The organism is Ktedonobacter robiniae (assembly GCF_016587375.1).
GTDB classification, from domain to species: Bacteria; Chloroflexota; Ktedonobacteria; order Ktedonobacterales; family Ktedonobacteraceae; genus Ktedonobacter; species Ktedonobacter robiniae.
Genome location: NZ_BNJG01000003.1, coordinates 914,483 through 936,402, shown reverse-complemented (window position 1 = coordinate 936,402; position 21,920 = coordinate 914,483). Strand labels below are relative to the sequence as shown.

The 21,920-nt window shown below is 53.6% G+C and carries 15 protein-coding genes; 6 read left to right on the top strand and 9 right to left on the bottom strand.

All coding sequences use genetic code 11. The features are described 5' to 3' along the window. Positions 1-20: 20 nt before the first annotated feature. Positions 21-1,271, bottom strand: a complete 1,251-nt coding sequence (locus tag JMJ04_RS36725; RefSeq protein ID WP_201375323.1) for an alpha/beta hydrolase family protein — start codon at positions 1,269-1,271, stop codon at positions 21-23. A 247-nt stretch (positions 1,272-1,518) separates the two neighbouring features. Here JMJ04_RS36725 and JMJ04_RS36720 point away from each other — a divergent pair, with 247 nt between their 5' ends. The 3 genes from JMJ04_RS36720 to JMJ04_RS36710 all read left to right on the top strand — a co-directional run bounded on the left by JMJ04_RS36720 (position 1,519) and on the right by JMJ04_RS36710 (position 5,638). Continuing rightward, positions 1,519-2,229 (top strand): response regulator transcription factor, encoded by a 711-nt coding sequence (locus tag JMJ04_RS36720; RefSeq protein WP_236038857.1) that lies wholly within the window; start codon positions 1,519-1,521, stop codon positions 2,227-2,229. Positions 2,230-2,367: 138 nt separating this feature from the next. Then, positions 2,368-4,065: a sensor histidine kinase gene (locus tag JMJ04_RS36715; RefSeq protein WP_201375321.1), complete on the top strand. Its 1,698-nt coding sequence runs from the start codon at positions 2,368-2,370 to the stop codon at positions 4,063-4,065. A gap of 352 nt (positions 4,066-4,417) precedes the next feature. Further along, positions 4,418-5,638 carry an FAD-dependent oxidoreductase gene (locus JMJ04_RS36710; RefSeq protein WP_201375320.1) on the top strand — a complete coding sequence of 407 codons (1,221 nt, stop codon included), beginning with the start codon at positions 4,418-4,420 and terminating at the stop codon, positions 5,636-5,638. Between the two features lie 92 nt (positions 5,639-5,730). On the opposite strand, the gene JMJ04_RS36705 is transcribed toward JMJ04_RS36710, so the two are convergent. Both JMJ04_RS36705 and JMJ04_RS36700 read right to left on the bottom strand, forming a co-directional pair. Then, positions 5,731-8,613, bottom strand: coding sequence for an amino acid permease (locus JMJ04_RS36705; protein WP_201375319.1), 2,883 nt, complete (start codon positions 8,611-8,613; stop codon positions 5,731-5,733). Between the two features lie 215 nt (positions 8,614-8,828). Beyond that, positions 8,829-10,562, bottom strand: coding sequence for a serine hydrolase (locus JMJ04_RS36700; protein WP_201375318.1), 1,734 nt, complete (start codon positions 10,560-10,562; stop codon positions 8,829-8,831). A 358-nt stretch (positions 10,563-10,920) separates the two neighbouring features. Here JMJ04_RS36700 and JMJ04_RS36695 point away from each other — a divergent pair, with 358 nt between their 5' ends. Next, positions 10,921-12,207 carry an MFS transporter gene (locus JMJ04_RS36695; protein ID WP_236038989.1) on the top strand — a complete coding sequence of 429 codons (1,287 nt, stop codon included), beginning with the start codon at positions 10,921-10,923 and terminating at the stop codon, positions 12,205-12,207. Positions 12,208-12,247: 40 nt separating this feature from the next. Beyond that, complete coding sequence (locus tag JMJ04_RS36690; RefSeq protein ID WP_201375316.1) at positions 12,248-12,667, top strand: pyridoxamine 5'-phosphate oxidase family protein; 420 nt, start codon at positions 12,248-12,250, stop codon at positions 12,665-12,667. Positions 12,668-12,819: 152 nt separating this feature from the next. On the opposite strand, the gene JMJ04_RS36685 is transcribed toward JMJ04_RS36690, so the two are convergent. Next, positions 12,820-13,416, bottom strand: coding sequence for a LysE family translocator (locus tag JMJ04_RS36685; protein ID WP_201375315.1), 597 nt, complete (start codon positions 13,414-13,416; stop codon positions 12,820-12,822). A 44-nt stretch (positions 13,417-13,460) separates the two neighbouring features. Between JMJ04_RS36685 and JMJ04_RS36680 the strand changes: the two genes are divergently transcribed. Continuing rightward, positions 13,461-14,348: an AraC family transcriptional regulator gene (locus JMJ04_RS36680; protein ID WP_201375314.1), complete on the top strand. Its 888-nt coding sequence runs from the start codon at positions 13,461-13,463 to the stop codon at positions 14,346-14,348. Positions 14,349-14,399: 51 nt separating this feature from the next. On the opposite strand, the gene JMJ04_RS36675 is transcribed toward JMJ04_RS36680, so the two are convergent. The 5 genes from JMJ04_RS36675 to JMJ04_RS36655 form a co-directional block, all read right to left on the bottom strand. Beyond that, the gene (locus tag JMJ04_RS36675; protein WP_201375313.1) at positions 14,400-15,494 is read right to left on the bottom strand and encodes a hypothetical protein; all 1,095 of its coding nucleotides are present in this window, start codon (positions 15,492-15,494) and stop codon (positions 14,400-14,402) included. 59 nt (positions 15,495-15,553) lie between these two features. Next, complete coding sequence (locus JMJ04_RS36670; RefSeq protein ID WP_236038854.1) at positions 15,554-17,689, bottom strand: APC family permease; 2,136 nt, start codon at positions 17,687-17,689, stop codon at positions 15,554-15,556. Between the two features lie 186 nt (positions 17,690-17,875). Then, positions 17,876-19,543 carry a family 20 glycosylhydrolase gene (locus JMJ04_RS36665; RefSeq protein WP_201375312.1) on the bottom strand — a complete coding sequence of 556 codons (1,668 nt, stop codon included), beginning with the start codon at positions 19,541-19,543 and terminating at the stop codon, positions 17,876-17,878. A gap of 274 nt (positions 19,544-19,817) precedes the next feature. Next, the gene (locus JMJ04_RS36660; RefSeq protein ID WP_201375311.1) at positions 19,818-20,918 is read right to left on the bottom strand and encodes a Gfo/Idh/MocA family protein; all 1,101 of its coding nucleotides are present in this window, start codon (positions 20,916-20,918) and stop codon (positions 19,818-19,820) included. Positions 20,919-21,042: 124 nt separating this feature from the next. Further along, a complete protein-coding gene (locus tag JMJ04_RS36655) occupies positions 21,043-21,918 on the bottom strand; it encodes a sugar phosphate isomerase/epimerase family protein (protein ID WP_201375310.1) in 876 nt (291 codons plus the stop codon). Positions 21,919-21,920: the final 2 nt, after the last annotated feature.

The window sequence follows — 21,920 nt, the reverse complement described above, 5'->3', positions numbered from 1 at the left end:
TCCACATCCCATCACCCAATTTATCCTGCCTGGAAGACCTGGCTGATCAGGTTGAAGAGCTTTGAGCCATCGCCGATGGTCTGGAAGAAGTTGAGGTTGGAACGCACTTCGACATGATCAAAGATATGGAATTCGACGTAGTTATGTGGATGATGCAGGCGCGTGAGATCCCGGTCGAAAGCGCGGGTCTCGGTAAAGGGCAGAAAGGCGTCGTTACGATCATGCAGCAGGTATACGGGAGCGTGAATCTCTTTGATGATCTGGCTGGTTGAGAGGCCCTGGAGCTGCGCGTGCATCGCGGGCGTTAGCGCGGCCATATTCTGTGCGACCCGGTTCGGAGCTGTACCACTGAGGAGCTGATAGGCGGCGCGTCCCTCTGGCGAGAGCTGATCCTGTTCTCCTTGTGAGAGTGGTGAGCCATCCTGACTGAGAGCCTGGCGAATGAGTTCCTGCTCATAGACGGGAAGCTGTTCGGTGGTCACATTGGCAAGTACTTGTAGCGCGTAGGCGGTTGGTTGCCAGGACTCGGTCTTGCCATCGTAGGAGACGGCGCGGCGCCCAAAGGTCTCAAGCAGGGTCTCGGCGTTATAGTAGCCACCAAAGGCGGTGACATAGGCCACCTGGTCGCGAATATGGGGGTCCGCCGCCGCGTGCGTTATCAGTGGCACACCTGCGCTAAAGGCGATCATGCCCGTGCGCTGGCCTTGTAAGGCGGGGAGAGCTTGTAGGTATTGATAGGCTTGCACCACGTCCGCGCTATCCTCTATAGAGACATCATCCTGCAAGAGGGTCGAGGTGGTCATTGCCACGACAACGATGCCTGAGCGTGCCAGCGTCTGCTCAAGATTGATCAGCTGTGGCACCTGGCGCTGGTCTCCCACTCCAGGTAAGAGCAGCACGCCCTGGCGCTCGCCATGGATGAGCGGAACTGTGTTGGGTGTAAAGATATCCAGGTAGAGAATACCATGCTCGGCGGGAAGGACTTTTTGCGTATGAGTGAATGTTTCGCCCCCAAGTGTGAGCGGTAGCGGCTCTGAAGCCGTGAGCAGCGATGGAAGAATAAAGGTTGCGCGCAGAGTCGCCTGGCCCCAGGGAAGGAGCGAGGTGTATATGCCGCCAAGGAAAAGCAGCGCCAGCAAGAAACGTGCCATGAGAGAAACTATGCTGCCACGTTTCCGGAATTTACCTTTGGTTGTAGATGTAGCCTTGAGAGCTTGTTCTCCCCCAGCATCTTGCCCAAGGGGATGATTATTCTGTGCCTCGGTTTGCATGCTAGCTTTCCCTCTTTTGTGTACAATCCCGTATATGCATTGTTTTGCCAATAGTATAGATGCTTTTCTTCTTCCTTGAAAGAGTCATTTGACCTATAAAAGGGTAATTGTCTGGTGGTGTGATGCAAGTTGTCGCAACTTTGTCGCAATTTATGGGTATATACTCTGTAGGGTCTGTATGCTATTTTCATGTCCAGTTGGCAAAGCTATAATAGAGCACATGTATAGAGGGGATGACGCACCTGTTATGGAGAAGGTACTACTAGTTGAAGACGAGAACGACCTGGCAACGATTGTTATGCGCGAGTTGAGGGGTGCGGGATACGAGGTATTTCACGCTGAGGATGGCCTGAGCGCGCTAGATCTACATGAGCGCCACCAACCAGATGTGGTCTTGTTGGATTGGATGCTGCCCCGGCTCAATGGCCTGGAGGTACTACGACGCTTGCGTCAGAGCTCGGCGACCCCCGTGTTAATGCTGACGGCTCGTAGCGAGGAGGCGGATCGTGTCATAGGGCTGGAGATCGGGGCAGACGACTATCTGACCAAGCCTTTTAGTATGCGCGAGCTTGTAGCGCGTGTGCGTGCCCTGCTCAGGCGCGCCGAATTGATTAAGTTGACTATTAGCGCGGACCGCCGTGTGGCGAGCGAGGAGCTATGCCTGGGCAACCTGCGCCTCAATCCTCAAACGCACGAGGTAACCCTCGAAGGTGCGATGCTGGATTTGAGCCCCACCGAGTTCGCGCTGCTGCAACTGCTGCTGCGCAGCCCCGGGCGCGCCTTTAGTCGTTCCTATCTCATAGAGACGCTATGGAGTGGTACCTATATTGGTGGTGATCGCTCGGTTGATAACGTCGTCTTGCGTTTGCGCAAAAAGTTGGGCAAACTGGGCGATTCCATTGAGACGGTCTGGGGCATCGGCTACCGCCTGCACAATGGAGCATCAGGTAAGGTGTAGGGTCCACGCTTGCTTGGACTTTTGTTGGGGGAGAGAAATGCTTGACTCCCTGGGTAAGGCCGTGCAAGCATGACCCCTACAAAGCGAGCAGAGTAAAATGGTCAGCAACCTGGAGTTTGTGGCCTGGAGACATATGATATGGGAAATACATTGATCAGGAAGGTGCGCGAGTTCTGGTTTCAGACGCGTGGCTGGCAGGCCTTGTTCGAGATGGTGCTCATCCAGGCAGTAGTGATCATTACCTGGTGGCTGTTTTTTCGTGCGCAGATGGCGGACGAACCTGGGCAATTAATGAATAATACAGTCACATTTTTCCTGTTTTATTGCCCCGTAAGTGTGTTCTGGAGTACCATGCGCTGGCGTACGTCAAAAGTGCGTCCCTGGCGCAGACAGGTGGGCGTCGAATTTCTCATGGCGGCCTGTGTGCTTGTGATTTTCCTCCTTGAGATGGTTTTTTTGGTCTGGACCCCTTTCCCTTCATTATCGGGTCTGAACACGATCATTTGGTCTGACTATGCGGATCGCTTTCGATCCACTGATGTAGCCCATTCTCCGGCAACTTCGCTTGCTATTGATGTCTTCCTCTCTTTCTGTAGCGCCAGCTTTTTCCTGTTCCTGCGAGCAGCGATTCGTGTGCTCCAGGCCTGGAATCGCTTGCGTAAGCAGCACTTGAGTTGGGCGCTTACCCATGCTATTATGATGATTCCCATGTTTGGAGTGGGCGTGCTCTCGCTTTTTATTTTATTCGCGAGTGCTTTCTCTTACTCAAAACCGGAGAACCTGCCGCTCTACCTGTTCTTGAATCTGTTTCTTTCAGGGAGCGCCATCGCGGCGATTCTGGTCTTTGTGCTGCCGCCTGTCTTACTTTTCTCGAACTTCTTCGCGCGCCGTATTACGCAGCGCATAGAGACACTTGTGGGCGCGGCCAGCGCCATGCGCGCGGGCAATTATAGCATCCGTATTCCAGTGCAGGGCGAGGACGAGGTGGCGCGGCTACAGAACGACTTTAACGCCATGGCCGCCCACCTGGAAGAGACGTTGCATGAGCTTCAGAAGGAGCGCGACAACGTTGCGCAACTGCTCAATGAGCGCCGGGAGCTGATAGCCAGCGTCTCGCATGAGCTACGCACGCCTGTGGCGACCATGCGTGGTTATCTTGAGTCAACCCTGGCCAACTGGAATGAGGTTCCCCCTCCTATGTTGCGCCAGGATCTGAACGTTATTAATCAGCAGACGGTACGCTTGCAGGGATTGATCGATGACCTCTTTGCCCTGGCGCGGGCCGAGGTTGGCAAATTGAAGCTGCGCTGTGCCCCCAGTCATGTGGATGTGTTAATACAGCGTATTGTGGACGTGCTGGCTCCCCTGACCTGGCGTGGTAGTCGTGTGGAGATCATCGCCGAGGTTGCGGCGAACCTGCCGCAGGCCGTGGTTGACGAGGCCCGGCTGGAGCAGATTCTGCAAAATCTGCTCAACAATGGAGTACGGCATACACCACCGGGAGGTATTATCTCCGTCGGTGCGCAGGCAGATCTGGCACATGAAGAGGTAGTGCTGCAAATCAAAGATACGGGTGAGGGTATCCCCGCTGACGAATTGTCTCACATCTGGGAACGCTTCTACCGCACGGAGAAGTCGCGCCAGCAGCCTGCCTCTGGAACCGGCCTGGGACTGGCGATTGTCAAAGAGATGACGGAGGCTATGGGTGGGAGTGTGGAAGTTGAGAGCGAGGTGGGATTGGGGACCTGCTTTACCCTGCGTTTCCCCCTGGCGGCGCAGGATATTACCGCTAAGACCCCTGTTGTGAAGTTGCTGGAACAGCGGCAGCAGCACTAGACGAGCATAGGAGTTATGCCCGACTGGTGCGCTGCATCTGCCCCAAAGTGGTAAGCAAGCAAGATACGGATACGTTGTCTCGATGGTGGATTACGCCTCTTCAGGAGCGTTTCGTTCCCGCTCCTGTTGTTACTATATCCCCTGTCCAGAAAAGATGTGTTTAATTTCATCTATAAAGAGAGGGAGGTGGTGAGGACAGCCTCACCACCTCCCTCTCTTTATAGATGAAGTGCTTTTCAAGTATGGGCGTATGATGGGCTTAAGTATAGTAATTATCCAGTAGTGTCGTACCATGCTTGACTGCTATGCTTCATCATTTAGGAATAGGCATGAGAGAGGTAAGAGTAGAGATATGTTAGATACATCTGTTTCGGTCTCACAGACATCATGTTGTATTGTTGGTGGGGGGCCTGCCGGTGCTATGCTTGGTTTGCTGCTGGCTCGGCAGAATATTCCTGTTGTGTTGCTTGAATCGCATATGGATTTTGACCGGGATTTTCGCGGCGATACCGTATTTCCCTCGGTCCTGGATGTGGTGTATGAACTTGGCTTGATTGAGAAGCTTATGAAGATTCCGCATACCAAGATTTCAAAGCTGAGTATGCAGACGCCGAAGGGGGTAATCTCTCTAGCGGATTATTCACGCCTGCGGATTCGCTTTCCGCATGTGACGATTCTGCCTCAGCCTAACTTTATCTCGATGCTGATAGAGGAGGCCAAGCAGTATCCTCACTTCCAGGTCTTGATGGGCGCCCAGGTTGATGGCCTGTTGCAGGAGAATGGTAAGGTATGCGGTGTGCGCTATCGCGGCCAGAGCGGACGAGGAGAGATACAGGCGCACCTGGTTGTCGGCGCGGATGGGCGTTTCTCGCGTGTACGCAAGATGGCAGGCCTGGAGCCTCAGTTCGCGGAACCAACTATGGATATTCTCTGGACGCGCCTCTCGCGTAAACCATCCGATCCTGAGCTGGCGACGGTCATCCAGTCAGATAAAGGAATTCTCTCGGTCTCGCCGCGCCCGGATGTCTGGCAGCTTGGATATCCTATTCCTAAGGGGGGCTATGCTCGTGTGCATGAGCGGGGTCTGGAGGCGTTGCGTCGCTCGATTGCCAATATCGAGCCGCTGTTTGAGGAGCGCGTCAATGAGATTAAGGATTGGAAGCAGGTCTCGGTCTTCTCTATCCAGGCTTACTGCCTTAAGCGCTGGTATGCTCCGGGCGTGCTGCTGATTGGAGATTCCGCGCATGCCATGTCTCCCATTGCGGGTGCGGGCATCAACCTTGCGGTGCAGGATGCGGTGACCGCCTCGAATATCCTGGGTGATAAGCTGAAGGCTAAGAATGTACAGCCAGCGGATATGGAGCAGATTCAGCGTGCTCGCATGCTACCGGTCAAGCTGATTCAAAATCACCAGCAGAAGTTGCAAAAGCGCCTGGTGAAGCCCCTGGAGAAGGAGGGAACGCCACCCAGCCTTCCGCTGATGATGCGCGTCTTCTTTAGCATTCCCTTCTTGCGCGATATTCCTATGCGCGTCCTGTTATTTGGTTTGCGCCCCGTGCACATCAGAGCCTGACCTTTCGCGCCTGCGGCGCTCAGGGTATGGAATGAGGATGTGGTTGATGGGCGAAGCCCATCAACCACATCCTCATTCCGTACCCTGACTTACTATTCTGTTATGGCTTCGACCAGGTGTTGGGGGAGGAAAGGTTCGCTGGCCTCGGTTGTGACATCAGACAGTTGGAGGACCTGTAAAAAGGCTTCGACGACTGTGGAATCAAACTGGGTATCCGCACAGTGCTTGAGTTCCGCGCAAGCCTCTTCATGGCTGATGGGTTTGCGATAGATGCGCCCTGAGATCATGGTGTCATAGGCGTCGACAACCGAGAGGATACGCGCGGCCAGCGGAATCTGCTCGCCGGCCAGGCCACCAGGATAGCCCTGGCCATCCCAGCGCTCATGATGCGCGCCAATGATGTAGGCGACAATGGCGAAGGTCCCGCCGGCGCGTGAGAGGATCTGCCTGCCGGTGTCTGGGTGGCGTCGAATAACTTCCCATTCATCTGTGTTCAGCGGCCCTGGCTTGTGTAGAATGCTATCTGGAACGGCGACCTTGCCTATATCATGGAACATGGCAGCGAGGCGCACGTTATGGATTTCTTCCGATCCACAGCGTAAACGACGGGCGACGGCCTCCGAGAGGTTAACCATGCGTTGCGCGTGCTCATATGTCTCTTTGTCATACGCTTGCATGGCAGCCAGGAGGGCGCGTGCCGTGCAGATCTCCTCAGAGGAGAAACTGCCCAATCCCGAGACGGTAATGATCTGGTGAGCGCGCTCTTCCGCGAAGACGATGCAGACGCGATTGCGACCGCTATGCTTAGCGCGGTACATCGCGCGGTCGGCCTGCTCAAGCAAGGCTTCGCGTGTCTCACCATGATAGGGATAGATGGAGATACCGATACTCGCCGTAATGGTTAGCTCAACCGGTGTTGCGCTCTCGTCGATATCCCAGATGAAGGGTTTTTCCATGATCTTGTGACGAATTTTTTCAGCGATCTGAACGGCCTCAGAGACATTACTGTGACGCAGTATGACTGCAAACTCTTCGCCGCCGTAGCGGCCCACAAAGTTTGTTATGCCAACGGTGTCTTGCAGGCGTATGCCAACCTCGTGCAGGACAGCATCGCCTGCCGGGTGCCCCCAGCTGTCATTGATCAGCTTGAAGCGGTCTAAATCCACGAAGAGGAGGGCTATGGATTCCTGCGTTTCACTGGCCTCGCGTAGAGCTGTGTCAATGTATGCGATGACTGCCCGGTGGTTTGGCAGGCTAGTGATGGGATCGGTTACTGCCGCGCGGGCGTTTTCACGATAAAGCTGATCCACGGCTGTGAGAAGCTCCTGCTGCTGGGCAACGAGAATCTGTTGCTCGTGATATGCCTCCTCTAACTGGTTGCGGAGTGCCTGCTCACGTGTATTGACCTTGCGCAGCGTCGTCAGCAGGGTATGTTTCCGCGGTATCTCGGCACAGAGCCAACCAATGACAATAGCGATGAGAGTAAAGGTGACGACGGTAAAATTCCAGCGCATTTGTGAAAAGATCGTGGGTGCCCAGGAATGGCCAATAATCTCTACGATGCTAATCAACATTGTGATAATGCCGAAGCATGAAACAGCTACAATCCAGGCACCCTCACGTCCGCTAATACGGGCCTCTAAGCGTGAATGGCGAGAACGATTTTTTAAATGCACAATATAACGAATGACCATGGCGAAGACCTGGATGGCGGCCAAAAGCCAGATAACTGTAGTAATAGCACGTAGGAAAAGGTAGAAAGGGAGACCGTGCTGCGTGCTGATTGGATTAAAATCAGATATTCCTGTTAGAAGCAGGTCCATCAAGAGAACAAAAGCCGCAGTTATCCCTACCTGAACCAGTAAACTTATATAGGGAATGCCCTGGCGGTTGATGCGCGTTAGCCCTTCGGGTAACATCCCATCGCGAGCGGCCATAAACAGGAGACGTGAGGACATCGTGATGAACAGCACAGTCTTTCCAGTCGTACCGATAAGAAAGAAAATGAGAACAACTTTACTTATCGCTAGCCCGAAGGTGTTTTGAATCGCAGCAATACCTGTTTGTATAGGGATAGGATTGTTTTGTTGCCCGAAGAATAAGAGAACGCCTAGTGTTGAGAACAGGTAGAACGGGAGGATGATGGCATAGCTCCTCCAGATAAAATTACCCACCTTACGGCCTCTATCAGGATGCTGATTTTTCATTTCGCTTGTCATAATGTATGGAGCTTCGCCTCCCAGCAGGCCCCAAATGGCGATACTAAAAAACTCCATATGCTGCGGCCCTGGCAGTATGGTAGCTGAACTTGTCGCCGGGGCATGCCCATTGAGGACCCAGAGATAGCCTGCCAGCCCCAGGAGAAGAATCTGAAGCATATTGAGGATGAGAATACCTGCAAGAATATATTTGAGTTTGCCTAGAGGAATAAAGATGAGTCCCAACACAATAGCTGTGAGGCATAGCAACCCCTCTAGCTCTTCAACAGGTGTAGCAAATAGAGGTGAAGCAAATATTTGGAATATTACCAGACTACTTATGAGGGAGGCAATAGTAGCGAAGAGTCCCGCGAGCCAGAAGAAAAGTCCCGTAATTGATCCCCATTGTGATCCTCCCAGAGCCGTAATCCAGCGATACTGTCCTCCATAACTGGCAACGCGTAGCGAAAGCCAGCGTGAGATAATGATGATAGGAAGGACAATGAGGAAGGCTAGGAGCCAGTAGATGAGTGCACCATACCCTACACCGCCTGCTATGCTAACGGGTGTAAACATCAGTACGGTGAGCAAGGAGAACACTAGCAGGTCTCTTTTAGTAAGCGTTTTTGGGAGCTGGCGCAAGGCATGAACAGGCTGGGTAGCTTGCAGAGGAACGTTTGCGTCGATATCCAGGCGCCTCAGAAAGGGATCCTGGTCTGTGTGGCGCTCAGGTGTAGGACTGTTATGCGGTTGAGCCGGAGTAGGGCTGGTTTCCATTGGTGGCACTCCTTAATATACGCGCACCTTCTTATAGTCTTGATTGCTGATTCTACCTGCTCACTATGTCGCTATGTTTTATTCCAGTGTAGCCCCAACTGTATAGGGACTTTAGTCCCTAATTTTTATTGATACAAGTCAGAAAGCAGAGAAAGGGAAAGGGACCGGTGCGACGTATACGTCGCACCGGTCCCTTTCCCTTTCTCTGCTTTCTACTACTTCTTTTTGGCGTTGAAGACGCCATAGGGGAGTGTTAGTTTGCCTTCAACGATCTGGCCTTCAGCCCCCTGCACAAAGTTGATGCGTATGCCTGATAGGCCTTTGACGTGGAACTCTGTCTCTTTATAGGGTAGGAGTTCGTAGTCGGGTTGACCGAGAATGGTTGCCTGGAGCGTCTGTTCACCCTTGAGGACGACGACCATAACTGTATCAAGTACCTCATATTCACCGATAAATTGCTCCAAAAAGCTCTTCTCGGTGAGCTGCTTATTGATGCTGCGTTTGAAGACGATATCGTTGGCGGTGGGCTCTAGCGGAACGATGAGGGTATCAATATCACCACGGACAGTGCCCTGGAACGAGGCCTTGAGGTTGATATCGAAACGCTCAATCTCCAGGGAGAAGATATCGTAATGGTAATGCTTGAGCGGCGCTTTCATCTGGTTAAACTCGGCATATAGCTCTTCGCCCTCCAGTGTTACTCCAAATGTGCCATAGCCTGGATGTGTATAGGTTCCCACATACGCTTCAAGTCGGTGTGATGGTTGAGTGTCTGGTATGCGCTCGTCTGCGTCCTGCTCCTGGCCTTGCTGCTCCGCTGCTTTGAATTCTTCACGAGTTTTCTGCGCGCGTGCGTGCCAGTCCACTCTCTCCAGGCCCATCAGGTGCTCAAAGGCCGCGTAGGTCAGGAGAGTTGGTACAGGGGAGCCACTCATATTTGTCAGCACGGCGATACCAATATTCTGGCCGGGGAAGAGCGAAACGAGGGAGCTAAAGCCGTCAATATTGCCACCGTGATGGATCATGGGGTAGCCACGATAGGGCTGTACAAACCAGCCCAGCGCGTAGCTGGCAAAGGGGCGTTCGGGATAGTTGTCTATGCCTGGGATGACCATCTGAGGGGCATGTAGCTGTGTTACCTGGCTCTCAGAGAGGATGCGCTGGTCGTTGTAAAGTCCCTTGTTCAGGTGTAGTTGAAGCCAGTTGCTTAGCTCTTCGATATTAGAGACGATGGCTCCCGCGGGTCCAATGGCTCCCTGCGCTCCATAGAAAGCTATTTCATTGACCTCACTCTTGCTTTCCTTGTAGGGATGGGAGAAGTTTTCTGCCTGCTCGCTCGTCTCCACGATAGAGAAATTGCTCTGGCGCATGCCAAGCGGCTCGAAGATGCGTACACGTACAAACTCTTCCCAGGTCTGCCCGGTGATCTGCTCAATCAGGTAGCCTGCGGCCATGTACATCAGGTTCTGGTATTGCCAGAGGGTACGAAAGTCTTTGGTTGGTTCCAGGTAGGGCAGGCGCTCAAAAAGTTCTTTCCGGCTGGCGGTTGAGTTATACCATGCCAGATCATGGCGTGGCAGGCCGGAGCGATGCGAGACCAGATCGCGAGCCGTCAGGCGCTCGCTGGCAAAGGGATCAGCCAGGCGAAAGGTAGGGATGTAGGTGCGAATCGGTGTATCCCAATCCAGGCGTCCCTCATCGGCCAGGATCGCGAGAGCGGCCGTCGTGAAGGCCTTGCTACATGATGCAATGGGGAAGAGCGTCTGAGGCGTGACATCCAGGTCATGTTTTGTATCGCGCTTGCCGAAGCCTTGCTGGAAAATAACCTGCCCATCTCTGACAATCGCGATGGCTGTTCCCTGGACCTGCCATTCCTTCAGCATCTGGTGGACAAAGGTGGTGAACTCTTCCAGGCGAGGGGTCGTTGCAGTCGATGGATTTTCGGACACAGCATATCCTTTCTCTGCTAGCGCCGCTTCAAACATGCGACGAATGTGTGTACTGAAAACAAGTACGCATCTTGTCGCTGATCAGTTGCAAGATAGACGGGGTGCTATAGGCGCGAATGCAGATTTTGAGGTATACTATGAGTAACAACGTTTGTCTATAAGGTAAACACCTCTATGAGTACACATAGCCCCTGCTAACCCGCAAGTAACTTTCAGTTTTGCAACCCGAATTCTTTCACGGGTGAAGATTGGTCGCGAGCGGCAATGGCCGGTCGCGGCCTTTGTGCGCGCGCTCCTCCCACTCTGAATGAGATTTTGCTCTTTATTCAGAGTTTTTGTTGGAGGAGAAGTTTGCGTGATGTACTTCAAGAATGTTTTTCGCCAGCCTGCTACCCGGGGGATATCGGCGGCCTATATGCAGGCAACCCTGCTCAGCTATGGTTTGTTTGACGAGATTGTTTCAGGTTTTCCTGTTGTTGGCCTGCCCCTCTTGCGTGATCGCCTGGGACTCAGTTATGAACAGATTGGCCTGTTGTTTGCCGTTGGCAGTTGTTCAGCTATGGTTCTGGAGCCGATTATCAATGTGCTCAGTGACCGCCACTCCAAGCGCTGGTGGATTTTTGGTGGGCTGCTGTGTTTGATCCTGTGCTTTGTCGTGGCGGCTTTCGCCTCCAGTTATGGTGTCCTGCTGGTGGTGTTTGCGCTCTATTATCCCGCCGTAGGAACCGCTGTGGGGCTGGCGGAGGCCACACTGATTGATAGTGATCCTGCCAGGAGTGTAGCGATAATGACGCGTTGGACCCTGCTTGCCAGCGTGGGAGATATCCTGGCGCCGCTCCTGGTAACGGCCCTGGTGAGCTTACAGCAGGGCTGGCCCGAGATCTGCTGGCTCGCGGCTGGCTTATGGGCGCTTCTGTTCCTGCTTACGGTCGCGCAGCCATTTCCCAGGTGCGAAGCTGTGGGAATAAAAGCTGAAGGGTCATTCGTTAGCAGTGATGATATAGCTCGCGCCGAGCCTGGTGTCATCCCAGAAGAAGGTCGTGTAAGTACCTGGAGTGCTTTGAGCCAGGCTATGCGCAATCCTGCTCTACTGCGCTGGGGGCTGCTCGCGTTAATTCCAGATATGGTGGATGAGGTCTTGCTTGGCTTTGCAGCGCTCTACCTGCGCGATACGCTCCATGCCAGCGAGACGACCATTGGCTGGCTACTTACAGGTACATTGATGAGCAGTCTGTTGGGTCTGGCGCTGCTGGATCGTCAGCCGTGGCTACGCCGAGTCGCCAGCCAGGTGCCGCATCGCGTGCTGGCTGGGATGGCTGTAGTTGTCCTGGCTGGCATGCTCTTGCTGTTGACGACGCATGTCACCTGGCTAGCGGGCCTGGCTCTGGGTATAGTCGGGCTAGGTGCTGCGGGCTGGTATCCCATTGCTCAGGCTCAGACTTATGCGCAGTTGCCGGGACGTTCCAGCCTGGTCCGAGCTATTACTGGCTTTGGAGAGCCTCTTAAGGCCGCCCTGCCCGCTATTGTAGGTCTGCTGGCGGCACGCTTTGGCCTGCTTGCTGGCCTGGCCCTCCTGGGGAGCGCGCCTGTGCTCCTGCTGCTGGCATTAATCGGCTATGCACCTGTAAAGGAATCGCAGAAGTAATGGTTATGATAAGTAACGGTTATGATAAAGGAGTAGAAAGATGAGTTTCTCTGTTGAAACCTTAAAAGAGCACACAAAAGAGCGTTTGACAAATGAGGTGATTGCCTGGTTTACAACGGTGCGATCCGATGGACGCCCACATAGCGTGCCCGTCTGGTTCCTGTGGGAGGGCGAATCAGTCCTCATCTTTAGCAAGAATAACCAGAAGATCCGCAACCTTGCCCAGAATCCTAATGTCGTGTTAGCCCTGGACAATACTGATGATGGTGGCGACGTGATTATCCTTGAAGGCCAGGCGCGTGTGCTCTCAAGTGACGAAGAGCGGCCCGACACTACCCTGCCCGCCTATAAGGCTAAATATGGCGCTGAAATGCAGGAAATAGGTTATACTCCCGAGTCGATGAGGCAGGAGTATAACCAGGTTATTCGCGTGACCATCGACCGCTTCACCAGCCAGTAGGCAACCTCTTTTGCCCCTGCGGTGTTTCTCGCCGGGTAATGGTGTGTTGAAGGATGGCGGCCTTGGGCGCCATCCTTCAACACACCATTAATCAGAATAAACTGGCCATGCCCCCGCCCGGCAGGAGAGCAAAGAGACAGTGGACTATTTAGTTACCAGATGAACAGAAGAACAGATCCTGCGAGCAGGACTCCCATTGTAACGTTGAATATTCTTGCGCTTCGTTTCGTGGACAGAAATCGCTGTACGCTTGCTCCAAACGCCAGCCAGATGAAACAACTTGGCAGAGCGGCAAGGATAAACAGCATACCAAAGCCTATCGCCTGGGTGAATGCTGTGCCTGCGATAGGATGCAAGTAGACGCTAACCGCGCTGACACTGACGAGCCACGACTTAGGATTGATCCATTGAAAAGCAGCTGCGCCCCAAAAACCGAGAGGCTGTTTCTCTGTTGTCGTGTCACTGCGACCTGCCGTGGCAACCTTCCACGACAGCCAGAGCAGAAAGCCAATGCCCCCCCACTTGAGAAGCAGGATGAGTCCCGGACTCGCCAGAACGACGTTTCCAAGTCCGAAGGCAACAAGGAACATCATGAGCCCCATTCCAATTACCACCCCACCCAGGCAGGGGAGCCCACGAAGCAACCCTACGTTGGCACCTGTCGAGGTTAAGATGAGATTGCTGGGTCCAGGCGTAATAGCAGCAACGACGGCGAAGAGCAAAAAGGTGATACCTTGACTGGCTGTCATCACTGAGATCCCTCCTCATACTAGAATTCTTGAGGTCAGTCGTTATGATTGAGAAGCATAGCAAAGCCAGCGGCATTGGTCTTGAACGATTGTGCACACAGGATTGGATGCGGAGTACTGAGACGGAATATGGAGTAGAATTCTTAGAAGCATGGTTTCAAGGGCGTGCCTATCAGAAGCACCGCCACGACACCTATGCGATCAGCCTGACGACCGCTGGTATCCAGGCCTTCGACTACCGAGGCCACTCAGAGATCAGCACACCAGGCCAGGTAGTGGTACTGCATCCCGATGAGGTCCATGATGGGCATGCAGGCACGGAAGAGGGCTTCGGATATCGCGAGCTGTATGTGGAACCGGCTTTGATTTTTGAAGCGATCCAGACCATGTGTACTCATAACTGCTCGCTGCCATTTGTATGCGCGCCGGTTACAATGAATCAGAAATTGTCTGCCGCAGTCATCAATGCCTTTCAGGACACCCGCGAATCGCTGGCAATCGATAGTCTCATCATGCAATTGGCAGAGGGGCTGATGGAGGCAGATCCGAGTTGCAAGCAAGCCCCCCTTCCTCGTCATCTCGATGTTGCTGCCCTGAAACGAGCAGGCCAGTATCTTGACACTCAGAAAACGCGGGTCGTCCACTCATTGGAATTGGAGGCGGTGACTGGACTCACCCGCTACGATCTGGCCCGGCAGTTTCGGATCATGTGTGGGACCAGTCCCTACCGCTATTTGCTTATGCGGCGTCTTGACTTTGCTCGCGAACAGCTCGTCCAGGGCCGATCGCTGGCCGAGGTCGCTATAGAGGCTGGTTTTGCTGATCAAGCGCACTTCAGTCGGATGTTTAAAGCCACCTTTGGGATCACACCTGCACGTTATCAAGCGATGAGAGTGGTAAAAGGCGCGAACGTTGAGCAGCACAATCATTGAACGCGCCGTTTACAAGCACTACCGTGCCCTCCTGTATGAGCGGGGGCCATTTTACCTGCGGTAGCGAACTAGCAGACGAGGGGGATGAATCAGGAAGCGGTCGGAGACCCAGGGGGCGCGCGGTGCGTCGGTTAGCTCCGCCAGGGCCAGAAGGGGCGTATCGTAGTTGACACGCCAACCGGCGAAGTCGCGCCAGGCCTGCTCGCGATCCGGCTTCATCGGCACACCTTCCGCGGCGAGTTCGTCATAGGCGAGATTAAACTCTACCTGAGAGATACTGATAGGATCGGTTGGCGCGGGATTAGGATCAAAGGGCATTTTGAAGAAGCTTGAGACATAGCGTAGGCAGAGATAGCCAGCACGAATACAGAGATCCGCCTGGGGATCGTGCGGAATATCCAGAGCCGCATTGATCAGCGAGGCGGTATCCAGGATAGCACCTGCGGCGGTCACCCATGAGCGCTGCGGTTGAGGTGAGCGGAAGAATGTGAGCGAACCCAGCGAGGTGTGGCTCTCTTCGATCTCCGCAAACCATTTCTCCCAGCTACGCCAGACCTCGGTGAGTCGCTCCAGGCCGCCAATGCGGTAGTAGCGCTTGATCAGCTCGACCGCCGAAGGTGGCGAGCCAGCACGTGTCTCCAGCAGTGTCACGGCCTCTTCGCGACGTGAGAACGAGGTATAGATGGTTGGTAGATAGGAGATTAATAATGCAACGAGCAGCAAGCCTATAGCGGCTTCCGAGAAGGTCAGGAGCGTGTCGGGAAAGGTATCGACAAAGGCTATTCCCAGGGTGAAGAGCGAGGAGCCACTAATCTCAAACGCCCGGTAGAGGGAGCCACTGTTCAATCCCCAGAACATAGCAGTATAGCCCAACTGGATGCAGAGGAGCCAGGTAACCAGGAGAGCTAACAGGCTCATGGGGGCGTACAGCTCCATAATTTGATCGCGTTGTTCATAGGTGGTGGTGCGCCGTTTGCGTATTTCAAAAAGCATGCGCACGACGAGAAACACGTTGCGGCTAAACACATCGGAGACGCTACGTGGTAGCACAAAGGTGCGTATCGCGGAAAGCGCCGCGGCAATGACGCTCGTGGCCCCTAGTATAAAGACCAGGATGCGCAATAGAAGCCAGAGTATATCATACATACAGGGACTACTCCGTATTTTACACTGATTATTATGCCCGGGTTGGCATTGTCTCTATTTTACCAGGGAAGCGGTCTGAGTGCAGGCTGTTTGCCACGAATGTGTTGTGGCAGATTGATCACAACGATGCCTGGACGGAACAGGAGTTTGGCCTTCAGGCGTAACACGGTCTGGTTATGCAGAAAATACTCCCACCAGTGTGCGACGACAAACTCTGGCAGAATTACTGAGAGGGTTTCATCGGGATGACGCTTGCGTATCGTATCAATGTAGGCCAGCAATGGGCGAAAGAGTGAGCGATAGGGAGATTCTATCAGCAGCAGGTGTGTCTCCTCATCCTCACCAATATACTGCTGCCACTTCATCCAGTCCTGGCGTATCTTGAGTGCGCTCTCCTCATTGACGACGACATGGACGGCGGTCACGTGGCGTGTAATAGAGCGCGCATAGGAGAGGCTTTGAATGGTGACGCGGTCAAGCCGGTCAATAGGGATGATGACGCGATGCTTGATCTGTTGTGGTTGCGCGGGAACGTCGGTGGTGCGCTCGCTTTCGAAGACGTGATAGTGGTGCTCGATACCTAGAAACATCAGGACCAGCAAAGGTATCAATAAGATGACGATCCAGGCTCCCTCCATAAACTTCATAGTGGCAATGATCATAGCCACAATCGCGGTTGTGCCAGCGCCCAGGCCATTAATCATGATGCTCCTGCGCCAGTTATTAGCGGTCCCGCGCAGGCGCCACCAATGCATGACCATACCTGCCTGCGAGAGCGTGAAGGCGATAAAGACGCCGACCGCGAAGAGGTTGATCAGGGCATCGGTGCTGCCCTCAAAGACTATGAGCAGGATACAGGACATGATGGCAAGGGCGATAATGCCAACCGAGAATGCCAGGCGGTCTCCCCGGAACGAGAACTGCCTGGGGAGGAAGCCATCGTGCGCGAGGAGCGAGGCCAGGCGTGGGAAGTCGGCGTAACTTGTCTCCGCCGAGAGGGCCAGAATACCCAGCACTGCGAGCTGAAAAATGGGAAAGAGGACGATAAACGGGCCAGAATTGCTGTAGACCTTCAGGGCGATCTGGGCCACCACAGTAGGGTTGCCGGAGGGATGAGCCTCAATGCCATAGGTCATTGCCAGCAGCGTAATGCCTAGAAAGAGTGTTCCTAGAATAACAGCCATGATAGTCAGGGTGGTCGCGGCGTTGCGTGTCTCTGGCTTCTTAAAGATAGGCACGCCGTTGGAGATCGCCTCTACGCCCGTCATCGCTGAACAGCCGGTCGCGAAGGCGCGCAGTACGAGCAAGACTGTGAGGGGTTCGAAAACTGTGTCTTTCATTGGTGCAAAAGTGCCAATGAAAGGTTGGTGATGAATGACATAGGCCTTGAAGAGGCCAACGCCGATGAGCAGGGCGGCGTTGATGACAAAGAAGTAGGTCGGAAAGGCAAAGATAGAGCCGGACTCGCGCACACCACGCAGGTTAAGCAGTGTGACGAGTACCACGAGCGCGATGTCGAGGAGCACAATCGAGCCATGTAGCTCTGGAAAAAGCGAGACCATGTTCAGGACGCCAGCCGAGATACAGACGGCGACGTTAAGCACATAGTCTATGAGGAGCGCGGCGGCGGCAACTAGCCCGGGAAGCTTGCCCAGATTCTCGCGCGCCACAGTATAGGAGCCGCCCCCATTGGGATAGGCGGGAATAGTCTGGCGGTATGAGATGGTGACGATGCAGAGAAGCAGGATAATGACCAGGCTGATGGGCAGGGTCAGGCCCAGGTGAGCAGGCCCGGCGGCTGCCAGGTTGATCAATATGGCCTCGGTGGCGAAGGCAACTGAGGAGATGGCATCAGATGAGAGGAGAGGCAGGGCTTTAAATTTGCTCAGGCGTTCATGCTCCGCCTTAGCGCTGGCCAGGGGGACGCCAATCAGGGCGCGCTTGGTCCAGTAGGCCGCTTTGGATAGGCGACCCTCGGGAATCTCCGCAGCCTCGGTGGCCTCTAACATACCACTGCCGACGCGACGCAGAGGGGGATTCTCTGGGCGAATAATAACATAGCGCATATCGCCCAGGCGCCCGCCTCGTCGCTCCTCGCCTACAGGCGTCTGCAGATCGTAGTCATCTGCTTGTATCTCCGCATTGTCTTTACCGATGTATGTTACCCTATTAAAGAGTTTATCGGGGTTATCCATATGTAAGCTTAAGCTTTCTTAATAGAGCATCAATTGTACGCTGAATATAGCATACGTGATCGCTCATAGAAAGAGATTTAGCGCCAGCGACCAGAATCTTGAGCAAATTTTTAGAGGGGAAAAGTGTTTTGAGTATTGTGATGGTCTGGCTCTGCCAGACCATCACAATACTCAAAACATAGATCATTAGCGCTTCGCGGCTCGCCTGAATCTGTCAGGATCTGGTGTTAGCATGGACATCTCTGGTTGGGTCGGGGCATCGGTATGTGGTGGGACCTGCAAGGGAGGTGGGGGTGTGATTGGTGGTAGCTGGGTTCCGGGCGCGTCGCCGATAATACCTGCTAGAGTTTTGAATTGATCGTATCCCAGGCGGTTCTGCGTGCTGCCCCACATTTTCTCGCTCAAGGCCTGGACGGCGGGCTTGATGCGTTCGTGTAGTCCAGCTTCGTCGACGGCACCCCCCAGCCTATCGTTCCATTCGGCGAAAATGGCGCCTTCAAGTTGTGGGTCGCCCGGCGCATAGTTGAGTTTGGGGTTGCTCAGGTCAAAGATGTATGGCTCCCATTTGTTGTAGAGTAACTGGGTATCCAGGTAGTCGTGATAGTAGGTGACTCCAGGCACGATATAGAGATTCTGATCGTTGGCGTTGATGATACGAAAGCCCATCTTTTTCATATCAATGGGGTTCGACCACTGGTTATTCCAGACTTCCAGCGTGGCATCACTATCGACCGGGACCGAGCTTTTCATCTCTGAGAGGCTGCCCCAGATGCGAGCCTTCTTGCCATGCTGTTTCAAGTAGGCGATATAGTGATTGATGTAGCGCCGGTAGTTATCGGCGTCGCTCACCGCGTACTCGTCGACGCCGATGTGAAACTCATCAGTATCGAACCAGGGCAGGAACTCGTCCCAGACGGAGTCCATAAAAGTATAGGTTTTGGGATTGCTTAGATCCAGGAAGTCTTTGTCATATTTGCTGCTCGCCAGGTCAGGCCGGTACTTAGTGAAAGCCAGGGCGTGCGCGGGCGCGTCGATCTCAGGTGTGATCGTTACGCTATAGGTACGGGCCAGGTCCTGTAGCTCGCGCATATCTTGCTTGCTATAGGCCCCATCGGTTGCCGCCAGCCCCTGAAACTTGTCGCTCTTGAGCCGAAAGGCGGAGTACTTTGCTTCCCACCCATCCTCATTGCCGACGCCAGACTGGTTATCGTTAAGGTGCAGGTGAAAATCATCCATTTTGTACCAGGCGAGCAGTTTCACATAGTCTTTGAGGATGTTTAAGGGTACAAATTTGCGCCCAACGTCCAGCATAAAGCCGCGCATAGGATAACTGGAATAATCCCTGGCCAGGCCCCTGGGGATGTGAGATTTGGCGTCATCTTGCGTGAGGATCTGGAGCAGACTCCGTGTGCCATAGAAGGCGCCCTTGCTAGTGCGGGCATCGATGATGACGCTGTCCTCGATTGTGAGCAGATAACCCTCATCACCGATGGCGCGATCGGTGGCCCCCAGCGTCAGGAAGAGATCGCCCGGACTGGCATTAGGAGCTGTAGAAATAGAGACGTTGCGCTTTGCGACTATGCGCAGGTCATTTTGAAAGGTGCTGGCCGCTTCTTTCAACTGAGTTTCATAGCGTGTATCAATAACAATATGCGCCCGGACTGGTAGTTCGAACTCCCCCACACTACCCCGCCACTCGCGCAAACTGGGAATGACTTTAGGCGCGGGATTAATCATAACGGTAGCCTGCCTGGCTGTAGGTGCCTGTGGATTAAAAAATATGGCCAGGAGGACGCCTAGTAGACAGAAAAGTAGGACGATCCCGCTTGCTAGTAAGAACCGTTTGCGCTTCAACTATCATCTCCTAAAAATAGAGTATATTTGCGCAAGGAATTTTTACTTCCTCTTATCAGGAGCTATGCGCATCAAATGTAGTATAAGAGTGGTAAAACGGGATGTCAATTTCAGGGCGTTTCACCCTATATTAGTCCTGGCTAGTTGGTAATAGCCATTTCCAGCTAGTTGAGTGTTTTTCTGGAGGGGCGTCGAACCTCTGTCAAAAAGAAGATGAAACTGGAACATGATTTTTTACCTCTTGCAACGAGTTTTGTGCAAAGGTGGATTATGATTATTGCGCCTGCAAATCCTTGAGCAGGGACGAGTAGTGTTGACGATTGAGCGGCAATTCGACCTCGCAGTGGCAGCGGCTTGAATAGATCATTGCATTTGCCAGTTCCAGTTCCTGGCATGCCTGTACTCCATCAGCATAGTCGCTACTCCCGTGGAGAATAGCATCGTGGAAGTCGTGATAGACAGCTATGTGATTGCCTTGCCCTTGTTCCAACGTAATGGCATATGGATGATGTACAGGTTGGGCATAGGGCTCTCGGCTGGTAAGCGCATATTCGCTCATGTCGAGGTCTAGCGTGTGGGCCAGCAGCTTGCCACGACCAATTTCCAGCGAGCCGCGGGTCCCTATGATCTTCAGATGTTCAGGATCATCGGCCTCGGCTGAGCTGATGTGCACCATTCCTAAAGCTCCATCCTGCCATTCTAGCATCGCCTGGACGGTATCCTCAGTTTCGATCTGGTGCAGCAAGTTACGCGTCCAGGCAAAGACGCGCCTGGGGGAGCCAAGCAAATGGCAGAGCAGGTCGAGATTATGCGATGCCTGGTTGGTGACAATTCCTCCTCCTTCTCCTGACCAGGTAGCTCGCCAGGGCGCCATTTGATAGTAGAAGGATGGCCGTGTCCACACCGCTATCAACTCGACGCGCTGGATCTTGCCCAGAACACCCTTTTGCAACAGCTTGCGCGCGGCCATGATCTCGGGGCGATAGCGTTGCTGAAATACGACGCCAAGCACACGTTTATACCGATGCGCGGTCGCGACCATCTCATCGGCCTCCGCCACCTGAAGCGCTATGGGTTTCTCAACCAGCACATGACAGCCTGCTCGCAAACTCTCTATGACCATGGAGGCATGCAGAAAAGGAGGAGTAAGGATGACGACAACGTCTGGTTGCGTCTCGGCCAGCATCTGCCGGTAATCTGCATAAAAGGCGCATTGCAATTCGTCGGCGCGCTGCTCACCTATTGTCGTATTGATATCGGACGCGGCGACAAGATCAACTATTGGTAACGCCAGGGCTGGTCGGTGGCCATTCAAAATGCCCGCACCTACGCCAATGATGGCGTGCCGCAAACGCTGTGCCTGCGATGCTTCCATTATTTTTTCTGCCTTTCTTGCATGAAAGAAGCTCTCTAGAGAGCTTCTCTTTTGTCTCTGACCTCTTAGTTTCTCTCGATTGAGGGGGTAAATGGAGGATACAGAGAAACCTTGATATATTGTGTTAGTTGAGTGTCACTTCCGCCTCTTGTAGCATCTGGTACAGGGCGGCAAAGGACTCACGAGTTGCCTGCTCACGTCCACCGTTAGGGTGAATATAGTGGGTTTCAAGCGAAATAGTTCCAGTGTATCCATCCTCAGCAAGCGCACGGAATTGGCCTACATAATCGATGGAGCCAGTGCCCATCTTGACGAAGCACCTCTGCTGGGGCGCATCCAGGGGATAGATAGCATCTTTTACATGCATATGCAGAACACGTCCTCGCACATGCTGGTAGCCAGCTGGAAAAGGGCTTGAGCCAACATACGCCTCGTTGCCGGGATCCCAAATGACACCAAATGTGTCTGCGGGAAGGCGCTGAAGTAGCCAACCAGCTTCCTCTCCTGTCGCAATATTACAGGCATGTTCATTCTCTAGTACAAGCTTCAAACCAGCTTCTTCTGTGAGGCGAGCAGCCTCAGCGATCACTTCCAGGAGAACTGGGCGTATGGTTGCTGGATCGGGTATGCGCAGGAAGGAGAAGGTTCGTACCAGTGGAGCCCCAAACAGGGCGGCGACCTCAAATGAGCGCTGCAATAAATCCCATTCTCGCGCCTGCTCCTTCGTGTGGGCTGTAAGAGCTAGCTCACTCCAGAGGGGGCATTTCAGGAAAGGTGAAGCAATTGAGCATACACGAAAGCCTTGATCGCGCAAGAGAGATTGAATGCGCATCAAGCTGGCCGTATCATGGAGAACTATATCTTTGCCCTCAACCTTGCGTAGTTCGACCGTATCGACCTGGAGATCGCGACAAACGTGAAGCGCGTGCTTAAGATCCTGAGAAATCTCATCTGTTACAATACTTAGCCGCAAAAGTAACTCCTCTCTTTCAATACTCATGC